This is a genomic window from Phenylobacterium sp. Root700, assembly GCF_001429025.1.
Classification (GTDB): Bacteria; Pseudomonadota; Alphaproteobacteria; order Caulobacterales; family Caulobacteraceae; genus Phenylobacterium.
In genome coordinates, this window is the sequence record NZ_LMHT01000033.1 from 46,840 (window position 1) to 65,620 (window position 18,781).

The window sequence follows — 18,781 nt, forward strand, 5'->3', positions numbered from 1 at the left end:
CAAGCGCCTCCAGGCGATAGTCGATGACCGCGACAGCACGCGCAAGTTGTCTGGTGCGCCCGGATCGTTCGCCCGAAGACAGACGGTCCGCACACGGTCGCGATCGTGCGCGCCGCCTGGGTCGCAACGCCAGGGATGTTCAGCGCCCAGGACGTAGACGGCTTATCGCGTGAGGGGCGTCGATCTCCTAGTCCGCAAAGGGACGACGATCGTCGCCCCATTCTAGACCCTCGACAGAGTCCGCCGTCCGGAGATGACGAACGAGCCTAGCGGGGCGTCGTGATCGGATCCGCGTGCCGATGCACAAGAGTCCAGGCCTCGCCCTCCAACCGATAGACGCTGGTGACCCGCAGGGCCACCGGCGACGCTGCGTCCGCGTTCCCAGGTCTTTCGCCGTGTTCGACTTCGACCACGACGGCAAGATTGTCGGCCAGGTATGTCGCGATGTGATCGGCGTCCGCCGCCGCGCCGCCGCCCATACGGGCGGCCGCACTGGCCAAGGTCGCCTCCACCTTCTCGCGGCCTCGTGCGAACGGGCCGAACGGATTGCCCCAGGTCACATCGTCGCGATCGGAGAGCAGCGCCACGTAGCCGCTGCAGTCCCCCTTCAACATCGCGTCGAGCGCATCGTGGTTCAGCGCGATGGCCTGTTCAAGTGTCCTTGCGGTCATGTCGTCCTCTCCGAGCTGGATCGTATGAGCGCCGGACGCTTGGACCCCATGCCCTCATCATCTAGGCGTCGCCAGGCGTCAGCTTCTCGAAACTAAAGGACGACGACGCGGTCGGATGGTTTTTGGGCGTAGAGGTCCTCGACCAGCTCGGGCTGACTGGCCAGCACGGCGCGCGGGTTCACATTGCCCTTGTCGGTGACTTCTCCGGCGCCCAGGGAAGGCGGTTTCGTGAGGACGGCGAAGGCTCTGACGCGGCGGGTCGCCCCGGCGTTGGCGGCGTTGTAGGCGCGCAGATCGTCGGCGATGCGCGTGCGGAGCGCCGCTTCGGCATTCTCCCCGTCCAGGCCTTCGAGCGCCAAGTCCGCCCGGAGCGTCGGCGCCGCCCAGACCAGCAGTCGAACATCATCCCGATCCTGGCCGGCGACGACCGCCTCGGCGATGGACGGCGCCCCTGCGATCACCGTTGATCGAAGTTCGCCGGTGATGACCCAAGATCCGTTCGTCAGCTTGAAATTCTCGCTCAGGCGACCGGCGAACCGCAGGCCCGCCCGCGGATCGAGCGGGTCGACGAAGGTGACCGCATCACCCACCTTGTAGAAGCCCTCTTCGTCAAAGGCTGCTTCATTGAGATCCGGCCGGCCGAGATATCCCGGCATGACATTTGGGCCGCGCGCGCGGATCTCGTAACGATCTCCCGCGGGAACCAGCTTCACCTCCACGCCCGGATGCGGCAGGCCAATCTCGCCCCGCCCCTCACAGGCCCAGTAGGTGCTGCAGATGCCGGGCGCGGTCTCCGTCGTGCCGTAGCCCGAGGTGACCGCAATGGGGCCGCCCCGCGTCGCGTGTGACTGCGCCTGAAGGCGCTCCCAGGTATCGCGCGGAAGCGCGGCGCCCGCGTAGAGCACCCTGCCGATGCGCCTGAAGAAGCTCGTCCGCAGCTCCTCGTCCTGGTCCATCGCCTCGACGAGCATCTGGATGCCGGCCGGAACGTTCTGGACGAAGGTGACGGATATCTCCCTCAGGTTGCGGATGGTCCGGCCGATGAGCTCTGGCGTTGGGCGCCCATCGTCGATGTAAAGCGTGCCGCCGCTGCGCAGGATTCCATGGAGCGTATTGTTTCCGCCCATGGTGTGGTGCCACGGCATCCAATCGACCACCACGGGTGTATCCTGCTCCCGAAGGAGCAGGCTCGCGCTGTGGATGGCGTTGCAGAGCATGCGCTGCGTCTGAGGCACGCCCTTCGGCGTCCCGGTGGACCCCGAGGTGAACAGGATCTTGGCCACATTGTCTGGGCCGATGTCGCACAGACGAGCGTCCACCTCGGCCGTGGCGGCATTCATCTCAAGAGATGCGAAGCTGCTGGCCGTGGCGTCCAGCTCCACGCTCACCCATTCCGCGTTCGCCAGGCCGGGAATTGTCCGGACCCGATCCAGGCCTCGCGTTGACTGCACGAACACCATCGCCGGCTTGAGGATGTCCGCGATTTCGGCAAGACGTCCCAGACCCTCGGGATGCAGACTATAGGCCGGGGAGATGGGCGCCACGGGCACACCGGCCGTCATGGCGGCGAAGGTGATCAGCGCATGCTCGATGGAATTGCCCGTAAGGACCGCAATCGGCTGGTCCTGCGTCAGGCGCCGCGCCAGCAACGACTGGGCGATGGCGCGCACGCGCCGCCAGGCGTCGGCGTAGGTGAGGCGCCGCCACTCGCCGGACGCATCGCGTTCGGCCAGGTAGGTCCGGTCGGGCGCCTTGTCCGCCCATTCGGATAGGTAATCGCACAGGTGCCTCCGGCACTCCGTCAGCGCGATCGGCGAGCGCAGGATAAGGCAGCCGTCCTCGCGGTAGCTGATGTCCACGGCTCTGGGCGCGAACCCGCTGTCCACATCCAGGGTCGTGTTCAAGGTCTCACTCATGGCTTCCTCACCTTCGCCCTATGGCCTGCGGCGGCGAAGCTGGGCGCGCTGTCCGAGAAGGCGCGTCGACAGGTCTCGCAATCCGCTTCGGGTTCTCTGGTGACCCGCTGCCGACGCTCTCTAGTGCGTTCTTTTTTGGCATCCGTCAAGACAACGATGTGACGCCGCGCTCGCCCCGGGGATATGAGCCGCGCGCGGCTCATAGCTCGGCGTCGGACGCGCCCAGCGGCGCTTCGCGTTCTAGTTTGTTACTGTAAACCGGAGCTCGGGCCGCCATCGCCAAGACCGCGCCCAGCGCCGCCGTAGACGGCCGTCCGGCCTGAGCCGACACTACGGATCGAGCGTTCCACAGAAGACAATGCACCGACGAGCGCCGGTCTGGCGCGGGATCGCAGCGAACCGGGCCGCGATCCGTAGAAGGGCCCGGTTGGGATCAAGCGACGGACGCCGCCTTGCTCCTGATCTTCGCCTTGGGCCGGGCTTCCCCAACTTTCGACGCCTTCTCCTTCGCCGCCCCGCGACGGAGGCTTGCCGCGAGTTCAATCGGCATGTGCTGGGGGTGACGAGCGCCAGGACCCGGCGCGGTGCGGACCTCACGCGGATCCAGCGGCTCCTGGCACTCCGAGCAGACCATCACCGGATCAAACTGATGATTGCATTTGGCGTGGTGGTGGAGAAGCGGTCGGCCCTTCTTGCCGGCCATATGGATGTCGCCCCAATGGACGATCGACATGATCACGGGATAGAGATCCATCCCCTTGGGCGTGAGGCGATACTCATAGCGCGTCGGGTTGGTCTGATAGGCCACCTTCGTCAGCACGAAGGCGTCCACAAGCTTATTCAGGCGGTCGGCCAGGATGGGGCGGCCGATGCCAAGCCGCTCCTGAAAATCGTCAAACCGCCGGACCCTCAGGAAGCAGTCACGCAAGATCATCAGCGTCCAGCGGTCGCCGATCACCGACAACGTGCGGGCCACAGAACATGCTTGATCCTCAAGCTCGCTCCACTGCACGGCCAATCTCCATTTCAATATGACAGAACCCGGCCAATACGCCGGGGGCAAATGCCGAATATGAACCCATATAGCATGCTTGCGGCGATCTTCCACCCTCGGTGGCGGGGGTGGAACGCCGATCCCCATCAGTGCAGGAGCCACGCTCGCGGTTCGATATCGCGGGTGTGGTCACCGCTCTTCCACGCTCGAGTGGGTTTCGGATGTGATTCCCGATGGACTGGTCGCGGCCCCGACTCCACCCCGGCGTTTGGGGGCTGCGGCCCGATGTAGAGGTCAGGGCCGACATCGCTACCAGCCCTGCCCCTACCGCCGCGGGGCGGTCGTTCAACATAACGTCTCGATGCATCTGGACAAGGTTCTGCTTTATCACCGCCCATAAGGCATTGGCTGACTCGCACGCGCATCTGCGGGCCGGTCGCGAGCCTCACCCGAAGGCCTTCGGCAAGCAGGTAACCACACTTGCGGAAGGACGAACGCCATTCGCGAGTATACGTTCTTTTTTCCTACTATCTAATCAACTGCTGTGGGACTACCGTAGCCAAAGCCTGACATGCACGCAGCGTGTCGGGAAATGTAGGGAGGAGCGAAAATGCGGCTCGCGGGCGTTCAGAACTTTCCGCCAATGGACCGGGTGCTGTTCGGACAGCCGGCGGCCGACATGGTCCTGGCCGAGGCCCAGCGACTTGGCGCCAACCGCGTCTACCTCGTGGTGAGCCACACGCTCAACACGACGACCAACGAGATCGAGATGATCCGGACGAAGTTGGGCGACCGTTACGCCGGAACCTTCGATCGCGTGCCACAGCATACGACCCGCGCGAACGCCGTCGAGATCGCCAAGGCGGCTACGGCGGCGGGGGCCGACCTGCTGGCGGCCGTGGGCGGCGGCTCCGTGGTCGACGTGGTCAAGATCGTCACCATGTGCATGGAGCATGAGATCTTCGACGAGGACGGCCTCGACGGCTACGAACTGACGGCAGGCGCGCCAGGCGCCCCGACCATGTTGAAGCAGTTCCGCACGCCGCGGGTGCGCTCGATCGTCGTCCCCACGACCCTGAGCGGCGGCGAGTACAACGCCGGCGCCCTGGTGACCGACACCCGGCGGGACTGGAAACAGGTCTTCCACCACCCCCTGATGATGCCGCACTCGATCATCCTGGACCCGCAGATCACCCTCCACACGCCCGAGACCCTTTGGCTGGGATCGGGCACGCGGTCGATGGATCACGGGATCGAGGCCCTGTGCGCCAAGCTCGGCACCCCGCTGGTGGACGCCGTCGTCACCGAGGGCATCGGCCTGCTGGCTGAAGGCCTGCGTCGCTGCAAGTCCGACCCGACGGACCTGGAGGCGCGCCGCCTGGCGCAATACGGCTCCTGGCTCTCGGCCTTCGGCCTTCAGACCCGCGTCCCCATGGGCGCGAGCCACGCGATCGGCCACGTCCTGGGCGGCACGTTCGGCGTGCCGCACTACCTGATCACCCCCGTCCTGATGCCGCACGTCCTGCGGTACAATCGGCCCGCCACCGAGGACGCACAGCGGCGTATCGCGGCGGCCCTGGGCGCCGCCGGCCGCAGCGCCGCCGACGCTTTCGAGCAATTCATCCAGGAGTTGGGCCTGCCAGGACGGCTAAGCGACGTGGGCATCGAGCCCAGCGACTATCAGCGGATCGGAGAGATCGCCGTGAAGTCGGTCTTCGCACCCGCCAACCCGCGTCCGCTGAACCAGCCGGCCGACATCGTCGCCCTGCTTGAGACCTTGAAGGATCAGACGGCCGCCCAGCGCGCCTGACGGTTTCGACCCGCTAACGACACAGGCCGCACAGGCCACACGGCGCCCACGCGGCGGCGCAAGCCGCCTGCGAGGCCCCTTGCGCGCCCATGACCCGATCTCCCCCACGCCCTGTAGCCGTCAACCCGTCAGGACACTGCATGAACGCGCCGCTGATTCAAAACGCCGAACCTGCGCTCGCCCAGGCCACCGTCGGCGCCCCGTATTCGCCCGGCTATACGCGCTATGCGATGTGGCTGCTGCTCGGGATCTACATCGCGAACTTCCTGGACCGCCAGATCATCACGATCCTGGCCGAGCCCATCAAGCAGGAGCTCGGGCTCGCCGATTGGCACCTGGGCCTGCTCAGCGGCCTAGCCTTCGCGATGTTCTACACCATCTTGGGCATTCCGATCGCCCGGATCGCAGAGCGGCGGAATCGCCCGGTGATCATCGCCGCCTCCGTGGCGGTCTGGAGCGCGTTCACGGCCCTAGGCGGCTTGGCCCAGAACTTTACTCAGCTCGTCCTGTTTCGCGTCGGCGTGGGCGTCGGCGAAGCAGGCTGCACGCCGCCTGCCCATTCGCTGATCGCTGACTATGTGCCGAGGGAGAAGCGCGCGTCGGCCCTGGCGTTCTACGCTATGGGAACGCCGATCGGCACCCTGCTCGGCCTCGCCCTGGGGGGCCTGGTGGCGGACGCCTACGGTTGGCGCGTCGCCTTCCTGATCGCCGGCGCGCCCGGACTGGTCTTCGCGGTCCTGGCCTTCACGACCCTTCGAGAGCCGCGCCGACAGATGGCGAAGCATGCAGCCCATCTCGCAGCGAACGCGGCGACTTTCGGCGAGACCATGGCCTATCTCGCGCGGCGGCGGACATTCTGGCTGGTGTCGGTGGGAGGCGCCATCAAGGCCTTCATCGCCTTTGGCGCCGGACCGTTCACGGCCTCGTTCTTCTTGCGGAACCACTCGGTCGAGGTCGCCGCGCTCGCGGCCCAGGCCAGCGAGTTCGCGGGTTTCCAGATGAAGTCGATTGGGTTCCTCGGCCTGGCGCTCGGTCTGGTCAGCGGCCTGAGCGGCGCCCTGGGCGCATTGTGCGGCGGCTGGCTCTCCGATCGGCTGGGCGCTCGCGATCTGCGGGCCTGGATGCTGGCCCCCGCCGGCGCGAGCCTGCTCTCCATCCCTGTCTTCATCCTCGCCGTCACCACGCCTCAGGCGAGCGTCGCTCTGTGTCTCATGGCGCTGAACGGCTTCATGGGCACCCTGTGGTTCGGTCCGGTCTACGGCACAGCCCAGTCGGTCGTGCCGCCCCACATGCGCGCGACGGCGGCAGCGGTGTTGCTGTTCATCGTCAACCTGCTCGGATTCGGGCTTGGGCCGATCACGGTGGGCGCCATGTCGGACATCTTCAACTATGGCTTCGGCCTGGGGCCTGCCGAAGGGGTCCGTTGGGCGCTTGTGGTGGGAAGCCTCTTTGGTGTCGGGGCCTTCGGCTGCTTCTGGGCGGCTCGCAAGACCATCCGGGAAGAGACCCTGAACTGACGATGACTTAAGTCAAATACAGTTCAATTTCAGCACTTATAGTTGAAATTTCGATGTCTGTCGCACATGGCGAGGCTGCAACCAGCCAAGCCGACGGCTGGGATACTAGCATTATTTTTATTGCATATTTTGTGACCAAAATGGCCTTTCGCCCGCCCGGGCCCCGAGCGAATGGATCGCCACACTCAAGTTTACTAAGTTCTTTTTTAGCATTTTAAATATTGCCATGCCTGACGCATTCGGACATGGAGGGCCATAGCTGCCGCTAGCGCAGCGGGGAGGTCTCAGAATGAAAAAACTATCGCTCTGCGCGAGCACGGCTGTGCTTGCGCTTTCCGTCGGCGTCACGGCGTCGAACCCCGCATGGGCCCAATCCGAGGCGCCCGGCCCCGCGGCGACGGCCGTCGAGGAAATCATCGTCACCGGCTCCTTTGTTCGTGGAGCCGCGGAACAGACGGCGCTTCCCGTCCAGGTTCTCGGTCAGCAAGAAATCGCCAACCAGGGCACGCCCTCCACGGTCGAACTCATCAAGTCCATTCCAGCGACGGCGGGGGTATTCGGCGAGGCCAACACCTATGGCGCGGGCCGCGTGGAGGGGCAGTCGAACGTCAACCTGCGGGGCCTGGGTCCCGCGCGCACCCTTGTGCTCCTGAACGGGCGCCGTCTCCCCGATTCCAGCGGCAGCACGGTCGCGGGAAGCTATATCGACGTGAACATGATCTCCCCCGCAGCCATCGGTCGGGTTGAGGTCCTCAAGGATGGCGCGGCGGCCACCTACGGCTCGGATGCGATTGGCGGCGTAGTGAACTTCATCACGCGCACGAACATGCGGGGGCTGGAGATCGGCGCCGATTACTCCAACATCAAGGGCTCAGATGGGGACTGGACCGCGCGCGCCATCTACGGCGCGGGCGGTGAGGCCTGGGACGGGTTCGCCGCGGTGAGCTATCAGCACCGCTCCCAGCTGCGCTCCACCGACCGAGCGTTCGCCACGCCGCCCTTCTCCGGGCAGGCGCAAGCCAAGGCGGCCTACCTCTACAATCCCCAGGGGGGATGGTCGACGGCCGCCAATCCCGGCACCTACATCGGCGGCACGGCGTTGAACGCGAACTTCCTCGACCCCGGCTGCGTCCCCCTCGGCGGCGAGCTGCAAATCAGCGCCACCCAGTGCCTGCTCCGCTTCGCCGACTACGCCAATCTCGTGGAAGAGCAGAACCTCTACCAGGGCTACGCGGAGTTCAACTACGACTTCAACGCCGATACGCGGCTGCACGTGGAAGGACTCTATGGCGCGACGGAGGTGTTCCATATCGCCCAGTCACCCTCATACGGGCCGAACCAGTTCCCGACCGGCCTGGTTTCGCCCGTGCCGAACCAGTACTTCATCCCGGCCTCCAATCCGGGCCTGAGAACGTTGCTGGCCCTCAACCCGAGCGTGGCCGCCGCCAACCCCATCGCCGCGACCACCGGTGTTATCGCCCACCCGTTCTTCGCCCGGCCGTTCGGCGTGGGCGGCAATCCGCTCTACGGCTTCGCCCAGGAGAACCGCCGCTACGCCAAGGAATATCGCCTGGCCGCCAGCCTCACGGGCAGGTTCGACCGGTTCGGCGGGATCGGGTGGGACGTCGGAGCGACCTACGGCCACTCGTCGTATGACTCGATCAACCCCGACTTCCTGGTCGATCGGGTGGAGCTCGGCTATCGCGGCCTGGCCAGCCGGGCCGGGGCGGCGCCCTGCGACATCACCCAGGGCACGCCTGGCGTCGGCGACTGCCATTACCTCAATCCCTTCTCCACGGGCGTCGCGGCGAACGCCATCACCGGCCAGGTGAACCCGCAGTTCGCCGCCGCCGCGGCGCTGGACCCGCGGGTCGTCAACGACCCGCAGGTCGTGCAGTGGCTGTATGGCGAGGACTCACAGCGGACCAAGACCTCGAACGATCTGCTGGTGCTCGATTTCGTCCTGAACGGGGAACTCCCCCTCGAACTGTGGGGCGGCCAGGTCGGCTGGGCCGGGGGCTACCAGTACCGGGAAGCCACCTACAAGACTCGCGGGCTGGGCTTCTCGAACAACGACCAGTTCCCTTGCATCGACAGCGTCATCAACGGGTCCACGGCCTGTGCGGCGCGCAACGGGCCGTACAGCTTCTACGGCAACTACCCCACCTTCGACCTGACCCAGAAAACGCATGCGGTGTTCGCGGAACTGCAAGTCCCCGTAACCGACGACATCCAGGTGCAGCTCGCGATCCGTCACGAGGACAGCTCCGGCGGCAAGACGACCAACCCCAAGATCGCGGTGCGCTGGCAGGCGGCGCCCTGGCTCGCCTTGCGGGGCTCCGCCGGCAGCACCTTCCGCGCCGCGCCCGAAGTCAATCTGTCGCCGACGCAACTCAACACCTCGAACATCTTCGTCCCGCAAGTGGGCTCCTACCGTGCGGTCGAAGTCTTTGGAAACCCGGACCTGGAACCCGAGACCGCCAACACCTATAGCGCCGGCCTCATCGTGAACGCGGGACCGTTCTCGGCGACCCTGGACTACTGGCGGTTCGATTTCTCCGATCCGATCACCATCGTGACCGGGACCCAGATCCTTGATGCGATCTTCCCGACCGGGCAGCCCAACCGCTGCGCGGCCCCGGCCTATGCCGGCCTGGTGAGCCGCGTGACCTTCTCAGGTGCGTGCGCGCCGGCGGCGATCCTCCGGGTCCGGTCCGGCGTAATGAACGGATCTCCAATCAAGACCGACGGCATCGACCTGGGCGTGGACTACAGGCTGACGGACGGTCCGTTCGGCGGGCGGGTCAATCTTGGCCTCGATGGAAGCTACACCCTGAACTACGAAGTTTCCGCCCTGGAGATGGATGGCGTCGCGGTGGCGCCAGCGTACGAGGCGGCAGGCAAGCTCAACTATCGCCTGCCCTCCAACTCGCTGCCCCGTCTCAAGGGCTCGGCCTTCGCCGAGTGGGGCCGTGACGGGCACAATCTGCGCCTCACGCTGCGCTATATCGGACCCATGGACGATCAGCGGGCTGCGATCTTCACTTCCCCGAACAACGGCCAGGGCGCGACCACTCGTGGTCAGCGGATCAAGAGCCTCGTCACGGCCGACATCGTCTACCGGCTGGACCTGCCTCCGGATACGACGGCGACCCTGGCGGTGATCAACGTGACCGACGAGGATCCGCCGTTCGCGCGGCTGGATTTCTCCTACGACCCCTCCACGGCCAACCCGCTCGGCCGGGTCATCAAGCTCGGGGTGACCAAGCGCTTTTAGCGACGGCTCAGCCGACAGGTGACGCGGGAGCCCCCCGCGTCACCGACTACCTGCCAGGCCGATCTGGCCGCGAAGCGCTCAGCACGCACGACCAGCCAACAGGGCGGTCGTGCGCGTCGCGTTGTGGACACAGCAACATCGGGGACCTCGCCGCCGCAAATGAAGAGGCCCGCCGCCCCAGGGGCGGCGGGCCTCTTCTCTGAGATCAAGCCTCTCAGGCCAGCGCGGCTTGGCGCGGCTTGGCCAGGGCTTCGATCCTGCCGTCCAGCGCTCCAGCAAGGCGACCGCGGATGATCGCATCGGCCTCGGCCATGATCCGGTCGATGAGCGCCTGGACGGTGGGGATGTCGTTGATCAGACCCGCGACCATGCCGCAGGACCAGGCTCCAGCGTCCATCTCGCCGCGCTGCATGACCGCCGGATAGACTCCCGCCACTTCAGGAGCGATGTCCGCGAACGTAATGGCCGCCCCCAGGGCGCGCTCCTTCTCGAGCAATCTTGTGACGCCGGCGTTCTTCAGCACCCGCTCGGTGTTGCGCAACGGACGCATGACGATGCGCGTATCGAGCTCCGAGGCCGCCAGGATAGCGTCCTTGACGTTCTGATGGACTGGCGCGTCCCTGGTGGCCAGGAACCTCGTGCCCATGTTCATGCCGTCGGCTCCGAGAGCCAGGGCGGCGACCAGCGAGCGACCGTCGGCCATGCCGCCAGACGCCACGAACGGGACCTTCAGTTCCTCGGCGGCGCGCGGCAACAGGATGAAGTTGGGGACGTCATCCTCACCCGGGTGGCCGCCGCACTCAAAGCCGTCGACGCTCACCGCGTCGCAGCCGATCGCCTCGGCCTTCAGCGCGTGGCGCACCGAGGTGCATTTGTGGATCACCTTGATCCCGGCGTCCTTGAGGGCCGGCAGCCACTGTTGGGGATTGTTGCCGGCCGTCTCCACCGCTTTGACGCCGCTCTCGATGATCACCCTGACGAACCCTGGATAGTCGGGGGGCGTCACCGAAGGCAGGAAGGTCAGGTTCACGCCGAACGGTTTGTCGGTCATCTCCCGGCAGCGGCGGATTTCCTTGTCGAGATTCTCGGGTGTGCCCTGGGTGAGGCCGGTGATCAGGCCCAAGCCGCCGGCGTTGGACACCGCGGCCGCCATCTCGGCGAACCCGACCATGTGCATGCCGCCCTGTATGATTGGATGCTCAATGCCGAAGAGGTCGGTGATCCGGGTTCTCATGGTCGCTTCCTTTCGTGTCGCTCGGCCTTGGCCTGGCGAGGGTCGCAATCCACCATTGGCTACGACCTGAGTGAATGCTATTTCTGAACGCACTTGCAGAAAGGATCAAGGCCCCAGCTCGAAAGCGGCACGCTTCGAGCTAAAGCGCCCGCTCCGCGTCCGGGCCGGGGGACCACTAATCCGCGTGATTGATACTCAATCGAACTGAAGCCAAAGAACTCCGCCCAGGCTCATGGGCGAGATCCCACCCATATGTCCGCCGAGAGTCGTCTTTATGCGTAGAGTTGTTGTCACCGGCCTGGGCGTGGTCTCGCCACTTGGCTGCGGAACCGAGCTGGCGTGGTCCCGGCTGCTCGCAGGCCGGTCGGGAGTTCGTCGCATAGCGCCGCGGCCTGGGTGGCCGGCAAGCGTCCGCTCGCCCCTCGTGGCGGGGACAGTCCTCGGGCTCGACGACGATGCGCAGGGCGGCTTCGATCCGGAGGCCGCCGCCAGTGCGCGCGACCGCCGCAAGATGGACCGCTTCGTCCAGTTCGCGCTCGTCGCGGCCGACGAAGCCATTCGCGCGGCCGGCGTCCTGGATCGAAGTCAAACCGATCGTGCTCGCATCGCGACGGTTGTCGGCTCCAGCCTTGGCGGGTTGGAATCCATCGTCAACGCGGTTCGCCCCAACGAGGATCAGGAACCTCCACGGCTGTCGCCCTTCGCCTTGCCGACCTTCCTGGGAAGCATGGGGGCCAGCTGGATTTCGATCCGGCACGGCTTTAAGGGCCCTATTGGCGCGCCGGAGGGCTCGTTCGCGGCTGGCCTGCAGGCCCTTGGCGATGGCGCGCGCTTGATCCGCGCCAACGAAGCCGACGTCGCCATCTGCGGCGCCTCGGAAGCCTGCCTCCATCCATTGGTGTTCGGCGCGTTCGGCGCCGCCCGCGCCCTGGCGACCGGCTGCGAACTCCGCCCCGAAGCAGCGTCGCGTCCCTTCGACGCCAGCCGGGCGGGGTTCGTCCTCGCCGAGGGGGCGGCCATACTGGTGCTCGAGGCCCTGGACCATGCCGAGGCCAGGGGCGCGCGACCTCTGGCGGAACTCGTCGGCTACGGGAGCAGCGCAGACGCCCATCACATCACCGCAGCGCCTGCGGATGGGGAAGGCGCCCGGCGCGCCATGGGCCTCGCCCTGGCGCAAGCGGGCGTGACGTCGGCCGAGGTCGGCTATCTCAACGCCCATGCGACCTCGACGCCGATGGGCGACGCCTGTGAGCTCAACGCCATTCAAGCGGTGTTTGGGGACGCCCGTGTCGCCGTCGGAGCCACGAAGTCGGCGACCGGCCACCTCCTGGGCGCGGCAGGCGCGCTGGAAGCGGCTTTCACCGTGCTGAGCCTCAGAGACCAGCACCTGCCGCCCACCCTGAACCTGGTTGAGCCGGATGCCGCAGCGGCAGGGATGGACCTGGTGCAGGCCGCCCGCCCGGCCGACGGGCTGACCCATGCCATGACCAATAGTTTCGGGTTCGGCGGCATCAACGCCAGCGCCATCTTCCGCCGCTACTCGCAATGACTGCGTTCTGGCGACGAACCCTAAAGCGCGATCGGCCCGGCTCCGAGGAGCTCCACCACCCAATGCTACGGCAGAAAATCTGATTGCCAGTCAGTTTTTTTTCGACACTTGAATATGGATTGACCTTGACTGGAAGCGCGCTGGGCGGCTTCCCTAGGGGTGCCGGTCCTCCTATGCGAGGAGCCGAAATCCGGCGCCTTTGAGAGAACGGATACGAACCATGCCCCTTTGGAAGGTCTATCATCCGGTCGGAGCCTACACCCGTGAGGACAAACAGGCGTTCTCGGCGCAGGTGAGTGATCTCTACGGGCGGATCATGCCGAGATTCTATGTCGGGGTGGTCTTCCAGGAGGTCGACGAGGACTCGTTCTTCATCGGCGGCGAGGCCCGATCCAACTTCGTCAGAATCTGGATCGACCATATCGCCCGGGCTTTCCCATCACCCGAGGCGGCGATCAGCTTTGTCGACAGGGCCAACGAAGTCATCGCGCCCTGGGTGAAGGACCGCGGCTGGGACTGGGAATTCCACATAGACGAAACGCCCTTCGAAGCCTGGTCGATACAGGGCCACTTCCCGCCCAGACAAGGCACCGAAGACGAGCGGCGCTGGATGGAAGAGAACCGCGCCTCCCCGCGCACGCACGCCTGATCCCACAACCTCCCGCTTCGACAGGGACCGACCATCATGAGCATCGCTGAACCTGGGGACTTGACCGTCATCACCGGAGCTTCCTCCGGTATTGGCGCGGTCTACGCCGACCGGCTCGCCGCCGAGGGCCGCGCGCTTCTCCTCGTCGCCCGCCGACCGGACCGCCTGGAACAGGTCGCGACCGAGGTGTCCTACCGCCATGGGGTGTCCGTGGAGACCATGGTCGTCGATCTCGAGCAGCCGCAGGATCTGGCCCGCCTGGAAGCGCGCCTTGAGCGTGAGCGCGTCGCGATGCTGGTCAACAACGCCGGCGGAGGATCGCTCGGCCCCACGGCGCGAAGCACGGCCGACCGGCTCGAGCGGCTGATCCGGCTGAATATCGTGGCCCTCACCCGGCTCTCGGTCGCCGCCCTATCCGGCTTCCGCGAGCGAAGCGGCGGCACCCTCGTCAACCTGGGGTCTATTGTCGCCCACGCACCGTCAGCGGGCGCCGCCGTCTACACCGGCACCAAAGGATACGTGGCGAACTTCACGCGCTCACTGCAGCTGGAATACGCCGACAGCGCGATCCGGATCCAACTCGTGATGCCAGGCCCGATCCGCACGGAGTTCTTCTCATCGCAGGGCATGAGCGACTCCGTCTTCCCGGACTCCAGCTTCCTGACTGCCGAACAGCTGGTCGACGCCGCCCTCGCGGGGCTGGCCGCTGGAGAGGCGGTCACCAGCCCCTCCATGCCAGCTCCTGAAATCTGGGACGCGCTGGAGACCGCACGCCAGCAGTACCTGTCCTCGACATTCTCAGGCCAGGTGGCTCCGCGCTATCGAAGCGCCGCTCCGGCGGCCCCGGCTCAGCGGCGGCCTTCAATCCTCCGGATACTCGATGATCTCAGTTCCTGAACGGCTCGACGCGGACCTCGCGCTGGCCGGCTAGGGCGAAGGCCAAGTTTCCGGCGATCAGTCCACGACGACGGCTCAGGCGATGCTCGGCAGCGGGGCCTCGATGACCCGCGTCATCAAAACCCGCAGATCGGCCGCCTCGCGCGCGCCGAAAGCCGACTCGAAGCCGTCCTGCGCCCGCCGCCACGCCGGATAGGCCGCCAGCAGCACCTCGTGGCCGCGATCGGTGAGCGTGACTTCGCGCACCCGGCGATCCGCCGCGCTCACCTTGATCTCGACCAAGCCATCGCGTTCCAAGGGGCGGAGATTGTGACCGACGGTCGCTCGATCCATAGTCATGGCGTTCGCCAGCTGGGCCATGGTCATAGGCCCCTCCGACCTCAGGAATCCCAGCAGAACGTATTGGGTTGATCTGAGCCCGGTGTCGGCGAGGCAAAGATCGTAGTAGCGCGAGATGCGACGCGCCGCCCGCCTCAGCTGACTGCATGTGCAGTGCCTCGGCAAATTCGCGCTTTCGAAGTCGCTCAGCGTCACGTTCGGAATCCTCCAGTCTCTGGTCACGTGTGGTTCCCTACATCCCCAACACCGAAAGCTCCGAATGGGGATTTCGGCACCATATCGGTGTTGTTTCGGCACTTACTCAATGATAAGTCTCATATGCCCCTTTTAAAAAAGGGCAAGCCGCCCCGCCGCCGCAGACCGCCGATCCCACACTTTGAGTTCACCATTGAAAGAGGCAGACCATGAGTGACGCTCCCATTCTCGTAACCAGCGCCGGCGGCCAGACCGGCTCCATCGGCCGAAGCATCGTGCGCGGACTCCGCGCGCGCGGACTGGCCGTCCGCGCCTTCGTTCGCACCGACGACAGCCGCGCCCAGGATCTCCGGGAGATGGGCGCCGAGGTGTTCGTCGGGGATCTGTTGAACCCGCGCGACGTGACCCTCGCCGTCCGCGGGGTGAAGCGCATCTATTTCAGCATGAGCCTCAACCCCTACTATGCCGACGCGACCATCCTGATGGCGGCTGCTGCGGAGCGCGAGGGCGGCTGCGAGATCTTCGTCAACATGTCGGACTTCGAGCAGGACTATATGACGCTCGAGAACATGTCGCGGCCGGACGCCGAACGCATCGCGATCCTCGGCGCCGATGTCCAGTGGTCCCCCCAGCAGTTCGTGCACTGGGCCGCGGAGCGCGCCCTGGACTGGTCCGGCCTTCCGGTCTCTCACATCCAGGCCGCCATGTTCGTCGAGAATCCGATCACCCTGTGGATGCCGGCGGCGACCATCAAGGACGATGACACCATCCGGCTACCGTTCGGCGACGCCAAGACCGCGCCGGTGGCCACGGTTGACGTCGCCGAGATCTGTATCGCCATCCTCGCCGAGCCCAAGGGCCATGAGGGCACGGCCTACAAGCTCACCGGCCCCGCCCGGAAGGACTGGCACGAATTCGCCGAGGACTTCTCGGCGGCCCTGGGCCGCAAGATCACCTATGCGCCTTCCACGATCGAGGAGTTCCGCGCGCTCCTCCACAAAGTCATGCCGCAGATTCCAGATCATCCTGCACGCCATCTTGAAAACCTGGCCCTGCAGAACGGCGGCGATAGGTATATCGCCGAAGTCACGAGCGATGTTGAACGCCTGCTCGGGCGACCGGCGACGTCCATGAAAGCGGTGATCGAGGCGGAGGCTTGGCGCTTCGAGAAGAACGCGCCCGACCAGCTGCAGCACCGCGACCTGAAGGACTTCGACCGCCGACGGGCCGTCGCGACCTGATCATAGTCTCCCCGCCAGCGGCCGGTCCTGTTGGAACGGGCCGAACGGCTGAACTCCCATCCCATACCGGCATATGCCGGTATGGGATGGGGCTTTGTCGCGGGGCTCTGGCCACGCGCTCCGCCTGCCCTCGGCGGCGCTCTGGGTGACAGGAGTCAAACATGGCCGAACTGAAAGATCACCCGATCGTTGAACGCATCCGGCTGAAGGCGGCGGGCCCGCCGCCGCTCAGCATCGAAGCCCTCAAAGCGCTGACCCTGGAGCACGGCGCCAAGCCATGGAGTCGCGCGCCATGACCTCGAAACCCTTGACCGAGATGCGTCGCTCGATCGCCGGAGCGCTGGAAGTGGTCGGCGACAGGTGGACCCTCCTGCTTGTCCACGACATGGCGCTCGGCGTTCGCCGCTTTGACGACCTGCGCGCCAACATGCGCATTCCGCGGAGCACCTTGGCCGCGCGCCTGAAGAACCTTGAGACCCGGGGACTGCTCGAGCGGGTGCGCTATCAGACGCGGCCGCCTCGCGACGAGTATCGGCTGACGGAGATGGGGCGCGACGTCTGGATGGTCACCGCCGCCCTGCGCGAGTGGGGCGACCGATGGAACATCTCCGGCGATGGCGCGACTGTCGTGGAGCTGGTGGATCGCGACACCGGCCAAGAGATCCGTCTGGGTCTCGTAGATCCCAAGACCGGTCACTCAACGCCGCCGGATCGTGTTGCTCACCGCCCCGGGGCCGGCGCCGACGACGCCGTCCGCGCCCTGCTCCAAACCTTGGACAAAGGGAGCCGACGCGTGGCTGAACGCCTGGAGTTCTATTTCGATTTCCAAAGCCCCTACAGCTACCTGGCGCATAGCCAGCTTGAGGGCCTCGGGACGCCAGTTCAGCTCGTGCCGATTTCGGTCGGTCCGTTGATGAAGCTGGTCAACAACACGCCGACCACGATGACCTGCTCAGCCAAGTTCGCCTATGCGAGCACGGATTTGGGGCGCTGGGCGGCGCGCTATGGGGTTCGGGTGATCCCCCCTGACCGAGACCTGCTGGACGGCGACCTCTTGCTTCGCCTGGTGACGGCGACCACCGATGAGGCGTTCCGCGCCAAGGCCACCGATGCGATCTTCAAGGCTGTTTGGGGCGGGCAGGGCGACGCTTCGCCTAAAGGCCTTGAGCAACTGCTGGCGGCCCGCGGGCTGCCGGCGGCCGAGCTGATCGCGGCGGCGAACCAGGAGGCGACCGTGGCGGCGTTGTCAGCGGCGACCGAAACGGCTGCACGCCGCGGCGTCTTCGGCGCCCCCACATTCTTCGTGGGGAACGAGATGTTCTTCGGCAACGACCGGCTGGATTTCGTCCGCGAATGCTTAGCCCTCCATGAGGGCGTCTGATGGCTTCGCGAGGGTGCGGAACGCGAAGATCGTCAGAGGCCGGCAAGACCTGTCGCCTTGAGCCGCTGGGGCCCAAGCGCCAGGAGAGGACGGGCAAGACCTGATGACAATCGACGCGGCGCAAAGAGAAAGTGAGCGAGGTCTGCCGATGAAGATCCTGGTCGTGGGCGCGGGCGCGACGGGAGGCTTCTTCGGCGGCCGACTGCTCGAGGCCGGCGCGGAGGTGACGTTCCTGGTCCGCGCCGGGCGGGCCGCGCAGCTTGCCGCGCAAGGCCTACGCCTCGTCACCCCCAAGGGCGAAATCCGGCTTACGCCGCGCACCGTGACGGCCGAGAGCCTTACGGAGGTCTACGACCTCATCATCATTGCGGTTAAGGCCTACGGCCTCATCAGTGCGATGCGAGACTTCGCCCCGGCGGTCGGTCCCAATACGGTGATCTTGCCGCTTCTCAACGGCCTGGGGCACGTCGAGGTCTTGCAGAGCCGATTTGGGGAGACAAAGGTGTTCGGCGGTGTCTGCGCCATCGTGGCGTTCCTGGCTCCCGACGGAGCCGTGGTGCAAGGCGCCGACTTCGCGACCCTCACCCACGGCGAGTTGGACGGTCGCGTTACCCCTCGCGCGGAGGCTGTCCAGGCGGCGCTCGCCAATCCCGGCTTCAGCGCAAGCCTTTCCTCGCACATCCGCCAGGACCTCTGGAACAAGTGGGTCATGCTCGCCAGTCTCGCCGCGACCACATGCCTGATGCGCGCGCCGATCGGCGAGATCGAGGCCGCTCCGGGAGGAGACGTGTTTCTTCTGGGAACTCTCAGCGAAGCGGCGGCCGTCGCCGCGTCGTCCGGTCACCCCTGTAGCGACGAGTGGTTGCAGCGGGTCCGCACCATCCTGACCACGAAAGGCTCGCCCATGACCGCATCCATGTATCGGGACATGCAGAGCGACGCTCCCGTTGAGGTGGAAGCGATCCTCGGAGATCTGGTCCGCCGGGCCGAGGCCCTCGGCGTGCCCACGCCCCGGCTCGCGGCGGCGCGCACGGCGCTCGAGGTCTACAGCGCCCGGCGAAAGGCCCCGATGGAGGGCGCCGCTTAGAACCCAGGCCGCTGCACGGCGCGC

General features: G+C 66.2%; 15 protein-coding genes. 10 read left to right on the plus strand and 5 right to left on the minus strand.

Features of this window, described 5'->3' with window-relative positions:
• Positions 1-266 precede the first annotated feature (266 nt).
• From ASE02_RS17425 to ASE02_RS17435, 3 genes are all read right to left on the minus strand, one after another.
• Entirely contained in the window at positions 267-671 is a 405-nt protein-coding gene (locus tag ASE02_RS17425; RefSeq protein ID WP_056735811.1) for a DUF4440 domain-containing protein, read from the minus strand.
• A gap of 92 nt (positions 672-763) precedes the next feature.
• Positions 764-2,587, minus strand: coding sequence for an AMP-binding protein (locus ASE02_RS17430; protein WP_056735812.1), 1,824 nt, complete (start codon positions 2,585-2,587; stop codon positions 764-766).
• Between the two features lie 433 nt (positions 2,588-3,020).
• Positions 3,021-3,599, minus strand: a complete 579-nt coding sequence (locus ASE02_RS17435; protein ID WP_056735813.1) for a helix-turn-helix domain-containing protein — start codon at positions 3,597-3,599, stop codon at positions 3,021-3,023.
• A 592-nt stretch (positions 3,600-4,191) separates the two neighbouring features.
• On the opposite strand from ASE02_RS17435, the gene ASE02_RS17440 reads away from it, so the two are divergent.
• The 3 genes from ASE02_RS17440 (at position 4,192) to ASE02_RS17450 (ending at position 10,185) form a co-directional block, all read left to right on the plus strand.
• The gene (locus tag ASE02_RS17440) at positions 4,192-5,391 is read left to right on the plus strand and encodes an iron-containing alcohol dehydrogenase (RefSeq protein WP_056735814.1); all 1,200 of its coding nucleotides are present in this window, start codon (positions 4,192-4,194) and stop codon (positions 5,389-5,391) included.
• A 140-nt stretch (positions 5,392-5,531) separates the two neighbouring features.
• Entirely contained in the window at positions 5,532-6,908 is a 1,377-nt protein-coding gene (locus ASE02_RS17445; protein WP_056735815.1) for an MFS transporter, read from the plus strand.
• A gap of 289 nt (positions 6,909-7,197) precedes the next feature.
• The gene (locus tag ASE02_RS17450; RefSeq protein WP_082602186.1) at positions 7,198-10,185 is read left to right on the plus strand and encodes a TonB-dependent receptor domain-containing protein; all 2,988 of its coding nucleotides are present in this window, start codon (positions 7,198-7,200) and stop codon (positions 10,183-10,185) included.
• Between the two features lie 214 nt (positions 10,186-10,399).
• Here ASE02_RS17450 and ASE02_RS17455 read toward each other — a convergent pair whose 3' ends face one another.
• Complete coding sequence (locus ASE02_RS17455) at positions 10,400-11,419, minus strand: nitronate monooxygenase family protein (protein WP_056735817.1); 1,020 nt, start codon at positions 11,417-11,419, stop codon at positions 10,400-10,402.
• A gap of 232 nt (positions 11,420-11,651) precedes the next feature.
• On the opposite strand from ASE02_RS17455, the gene ASE02_RS17460 reads away from it, so the two are divergent.
• From ASE02_RS17460 to ASE02_RS17470, 3 genes are all read left to right on the plus strand, one after another.
• Positions 11,652-12,968, plus strand: coding sequence for a beta-ketoacyl-ACP synthase (locus tag ASE02_RS17460; RefSeq protein WP_200957715.1), 1,317 nt, complete (start codon positions 11,652-11,654; stop codon positions 12,966-12,968).
• 220 nt (positions 12,969-13,188) lie between these two features.
• Positions 13,189-13,617, plus strand: a complete 429-nt coding sequence (locus ASE02_RS17465; RefSeq protein WP_056735819.1) for a tautomerase family protein — start codon at positions 13,189-13,191, stop codon at positions 13,615-13,617.
• 36 nt (positions 13,618-13,653) lie between these two features.
• Positions 13,654-14,514 (plus strand): SDR family oxidoreductase, encoded by an 861-nt coding sequence (locus ASE02_RS17470; RefSeq protein WP_082602187.1) that lies wholly within the window; start codon positions 13,654-13,656, stop codon positions 14,512-14,514.
• Between the two features lie 75 nt (positions 14,515-14,589).
• Here the strand turns inward: ASE02_RS17470 and ASE02_RS23195 are convergent, their stop codons facing one another.
• Positions 14,590-15,150: a MarR family winged helix-turn-helix transcriptional regulator gene (locus ASE02_RS23195; protein WP_369818584.1), complete on the minus strand. Its 561-nt coding sequence runs from the start codon at positions 15,148-15,150 to the stop codon at positions 14,590-14,592.
• Between the two features lie 107 nt (positions 15,151-15,257).
• Here ASE02_RS23195 and ASE02_RS17480 point away from each other — a divergent pair, with 107 nt between their 5' ends.
• The 4 genes from ASE02_RS17480 (at position 15,258) to ASE02_RS17490 (ending at position 18,757) form a co-directional block, all read left to right on the plus strand.
• Positions 15,258-16,289: an NmrA family NAD(P)-binding protein gene (locus ASE02_RS17480; protein ID WP_082602188.1), complete on the plus strand. Its 1,032-nt coding sequence runs from the start codon at positions 15,258-15,260 to the stop codon at positions 16,287-16,289.
• Positions 16,290-16,450: 161 nt separating this feature from the next.
• Positions 16,451-16,585 (plus strand): hypothetical protein, encoded by a 135-nt coding sequence (locus ASE02_RS23200; protein ID WP_255354060.1) that lies wholly within the window; start codon positions 16,451-16,453, stop codon positions 16,583-16,585.
• Positions 16,582-17,670 carry a DsbA family protein gene (locus ASE02_RS17485; protein WP_162257196.1) on the plus strand — a complete coding sequence of 363 codons (1,089 nt, stop codon included), beginning with the start codon at positions 16,582-16,584 and terminating at the stop codon, positions 17,668-17,670. Before ASE02_RS23200 ends, ASE02_RS17485 begins: the two co-directional genes overlap by 4 nt.
• Before the next feature lie 148 nt (positions 17,671-17,818).
• A complete protein-coding gene (locus tag ASE02_RS17490) occupies positions 17,819-18,757 on the plus strand; it encodes a ketopantoate reductase family protein (protein ID WP_056735866.1) in 939 nt (312 codons plus the stop codon).
• Positions 18,758-18,781: the final 24 nt, after the last annotated feature.

Coding starts and splice junctions, on each gene's coding strand:
- ASE02_RS23200 (WP_255354060.1), top strand. CDS start 16,451: ATGGCCGAACTGAAAGATCACCCGATCGTTGAACGCATCCGGCTGAAG.
- ASE02_RS17485 (WP_162257196.1), top strand. CDS start 16,582: ATGACCTCGAAACCCTTGACCGAGATGCGTCGCTCGATCGCCGGAGCG.
- ASE02_RS17480 (WP_082602188.1), top strand. CDS start 15,258: ATGAGTGACGCTCCCATTCTCGTAACCAGCGCCGGCGGCCAGACCGGC.
- ASE02_RS17430 (WP_056735812.1), bottom strand. CDS start 2,587: ATGAGTGAGACCTTGAACACGACCCTGGATGTGGACAGCGGGTTCGCG.
- ASE02_RS17460 (WP_200957715.1), top strand. CDS start 11,652: ATGGGCGAGATCCCACCCATATGTCCGCCGAGAGTCGTCTTTATGCGT.
- ASE02_RS17440 (WP_056735814.1), top strand. CDS start 4,192: ATGCGGCTCGCGGGCGTTCAGAACTTTCCGCCAATGGACCGGGTGCTG.
- ASE02_RS17450 (WP_082602186.1), top strand. CDS start 7,198: ATGAAAAAACTATCGCTCTGCGCGAGCACGGCTGTGCTTGCGCTTTCC.
- ASE02_RS17490 (WP_056735866.1), top strand. CDS start 17,819: ATGAAGATCCTGGTCGTGGGCGCGGGCGCGACGGGAGGCTTCTTCGGC.
- ASE02_RS17455 (WP_056735817.1), bottom strand. CDS start 11,419: ATGAGAACCCGGATCACCGACCTCTTCGGCATTGAGCATCCAATCATA.
- ASE02_RS17465 (WP_056735819.1), top strand. CDS start 13,189: ATGCCCCTTTGGAAGGTCTATCATCCGGTCGGAGCCTACACCCGTGAG.
- ASE02_RS17425 (WP_056735811.1), bottom strand. CDS start 671: ATGACCGCAAGGACACTTGAACAGGCCATCGCGCTGAACCACGATGCG.
- ASE02_RS17470 (WP_082602187.1), top strand. CDS start 13,654: ATGAGCATCGCTGAACCTGGGGACTTGACCGTCATCACCGGAGCTTCC.
- ASE02_RS17445 (WP_056735815.1), top strand. CDS start 5,532: ATGAACGCGCCGCTGATTCAAAACGCCGAACCTGCGCTCGCCCAGGCC.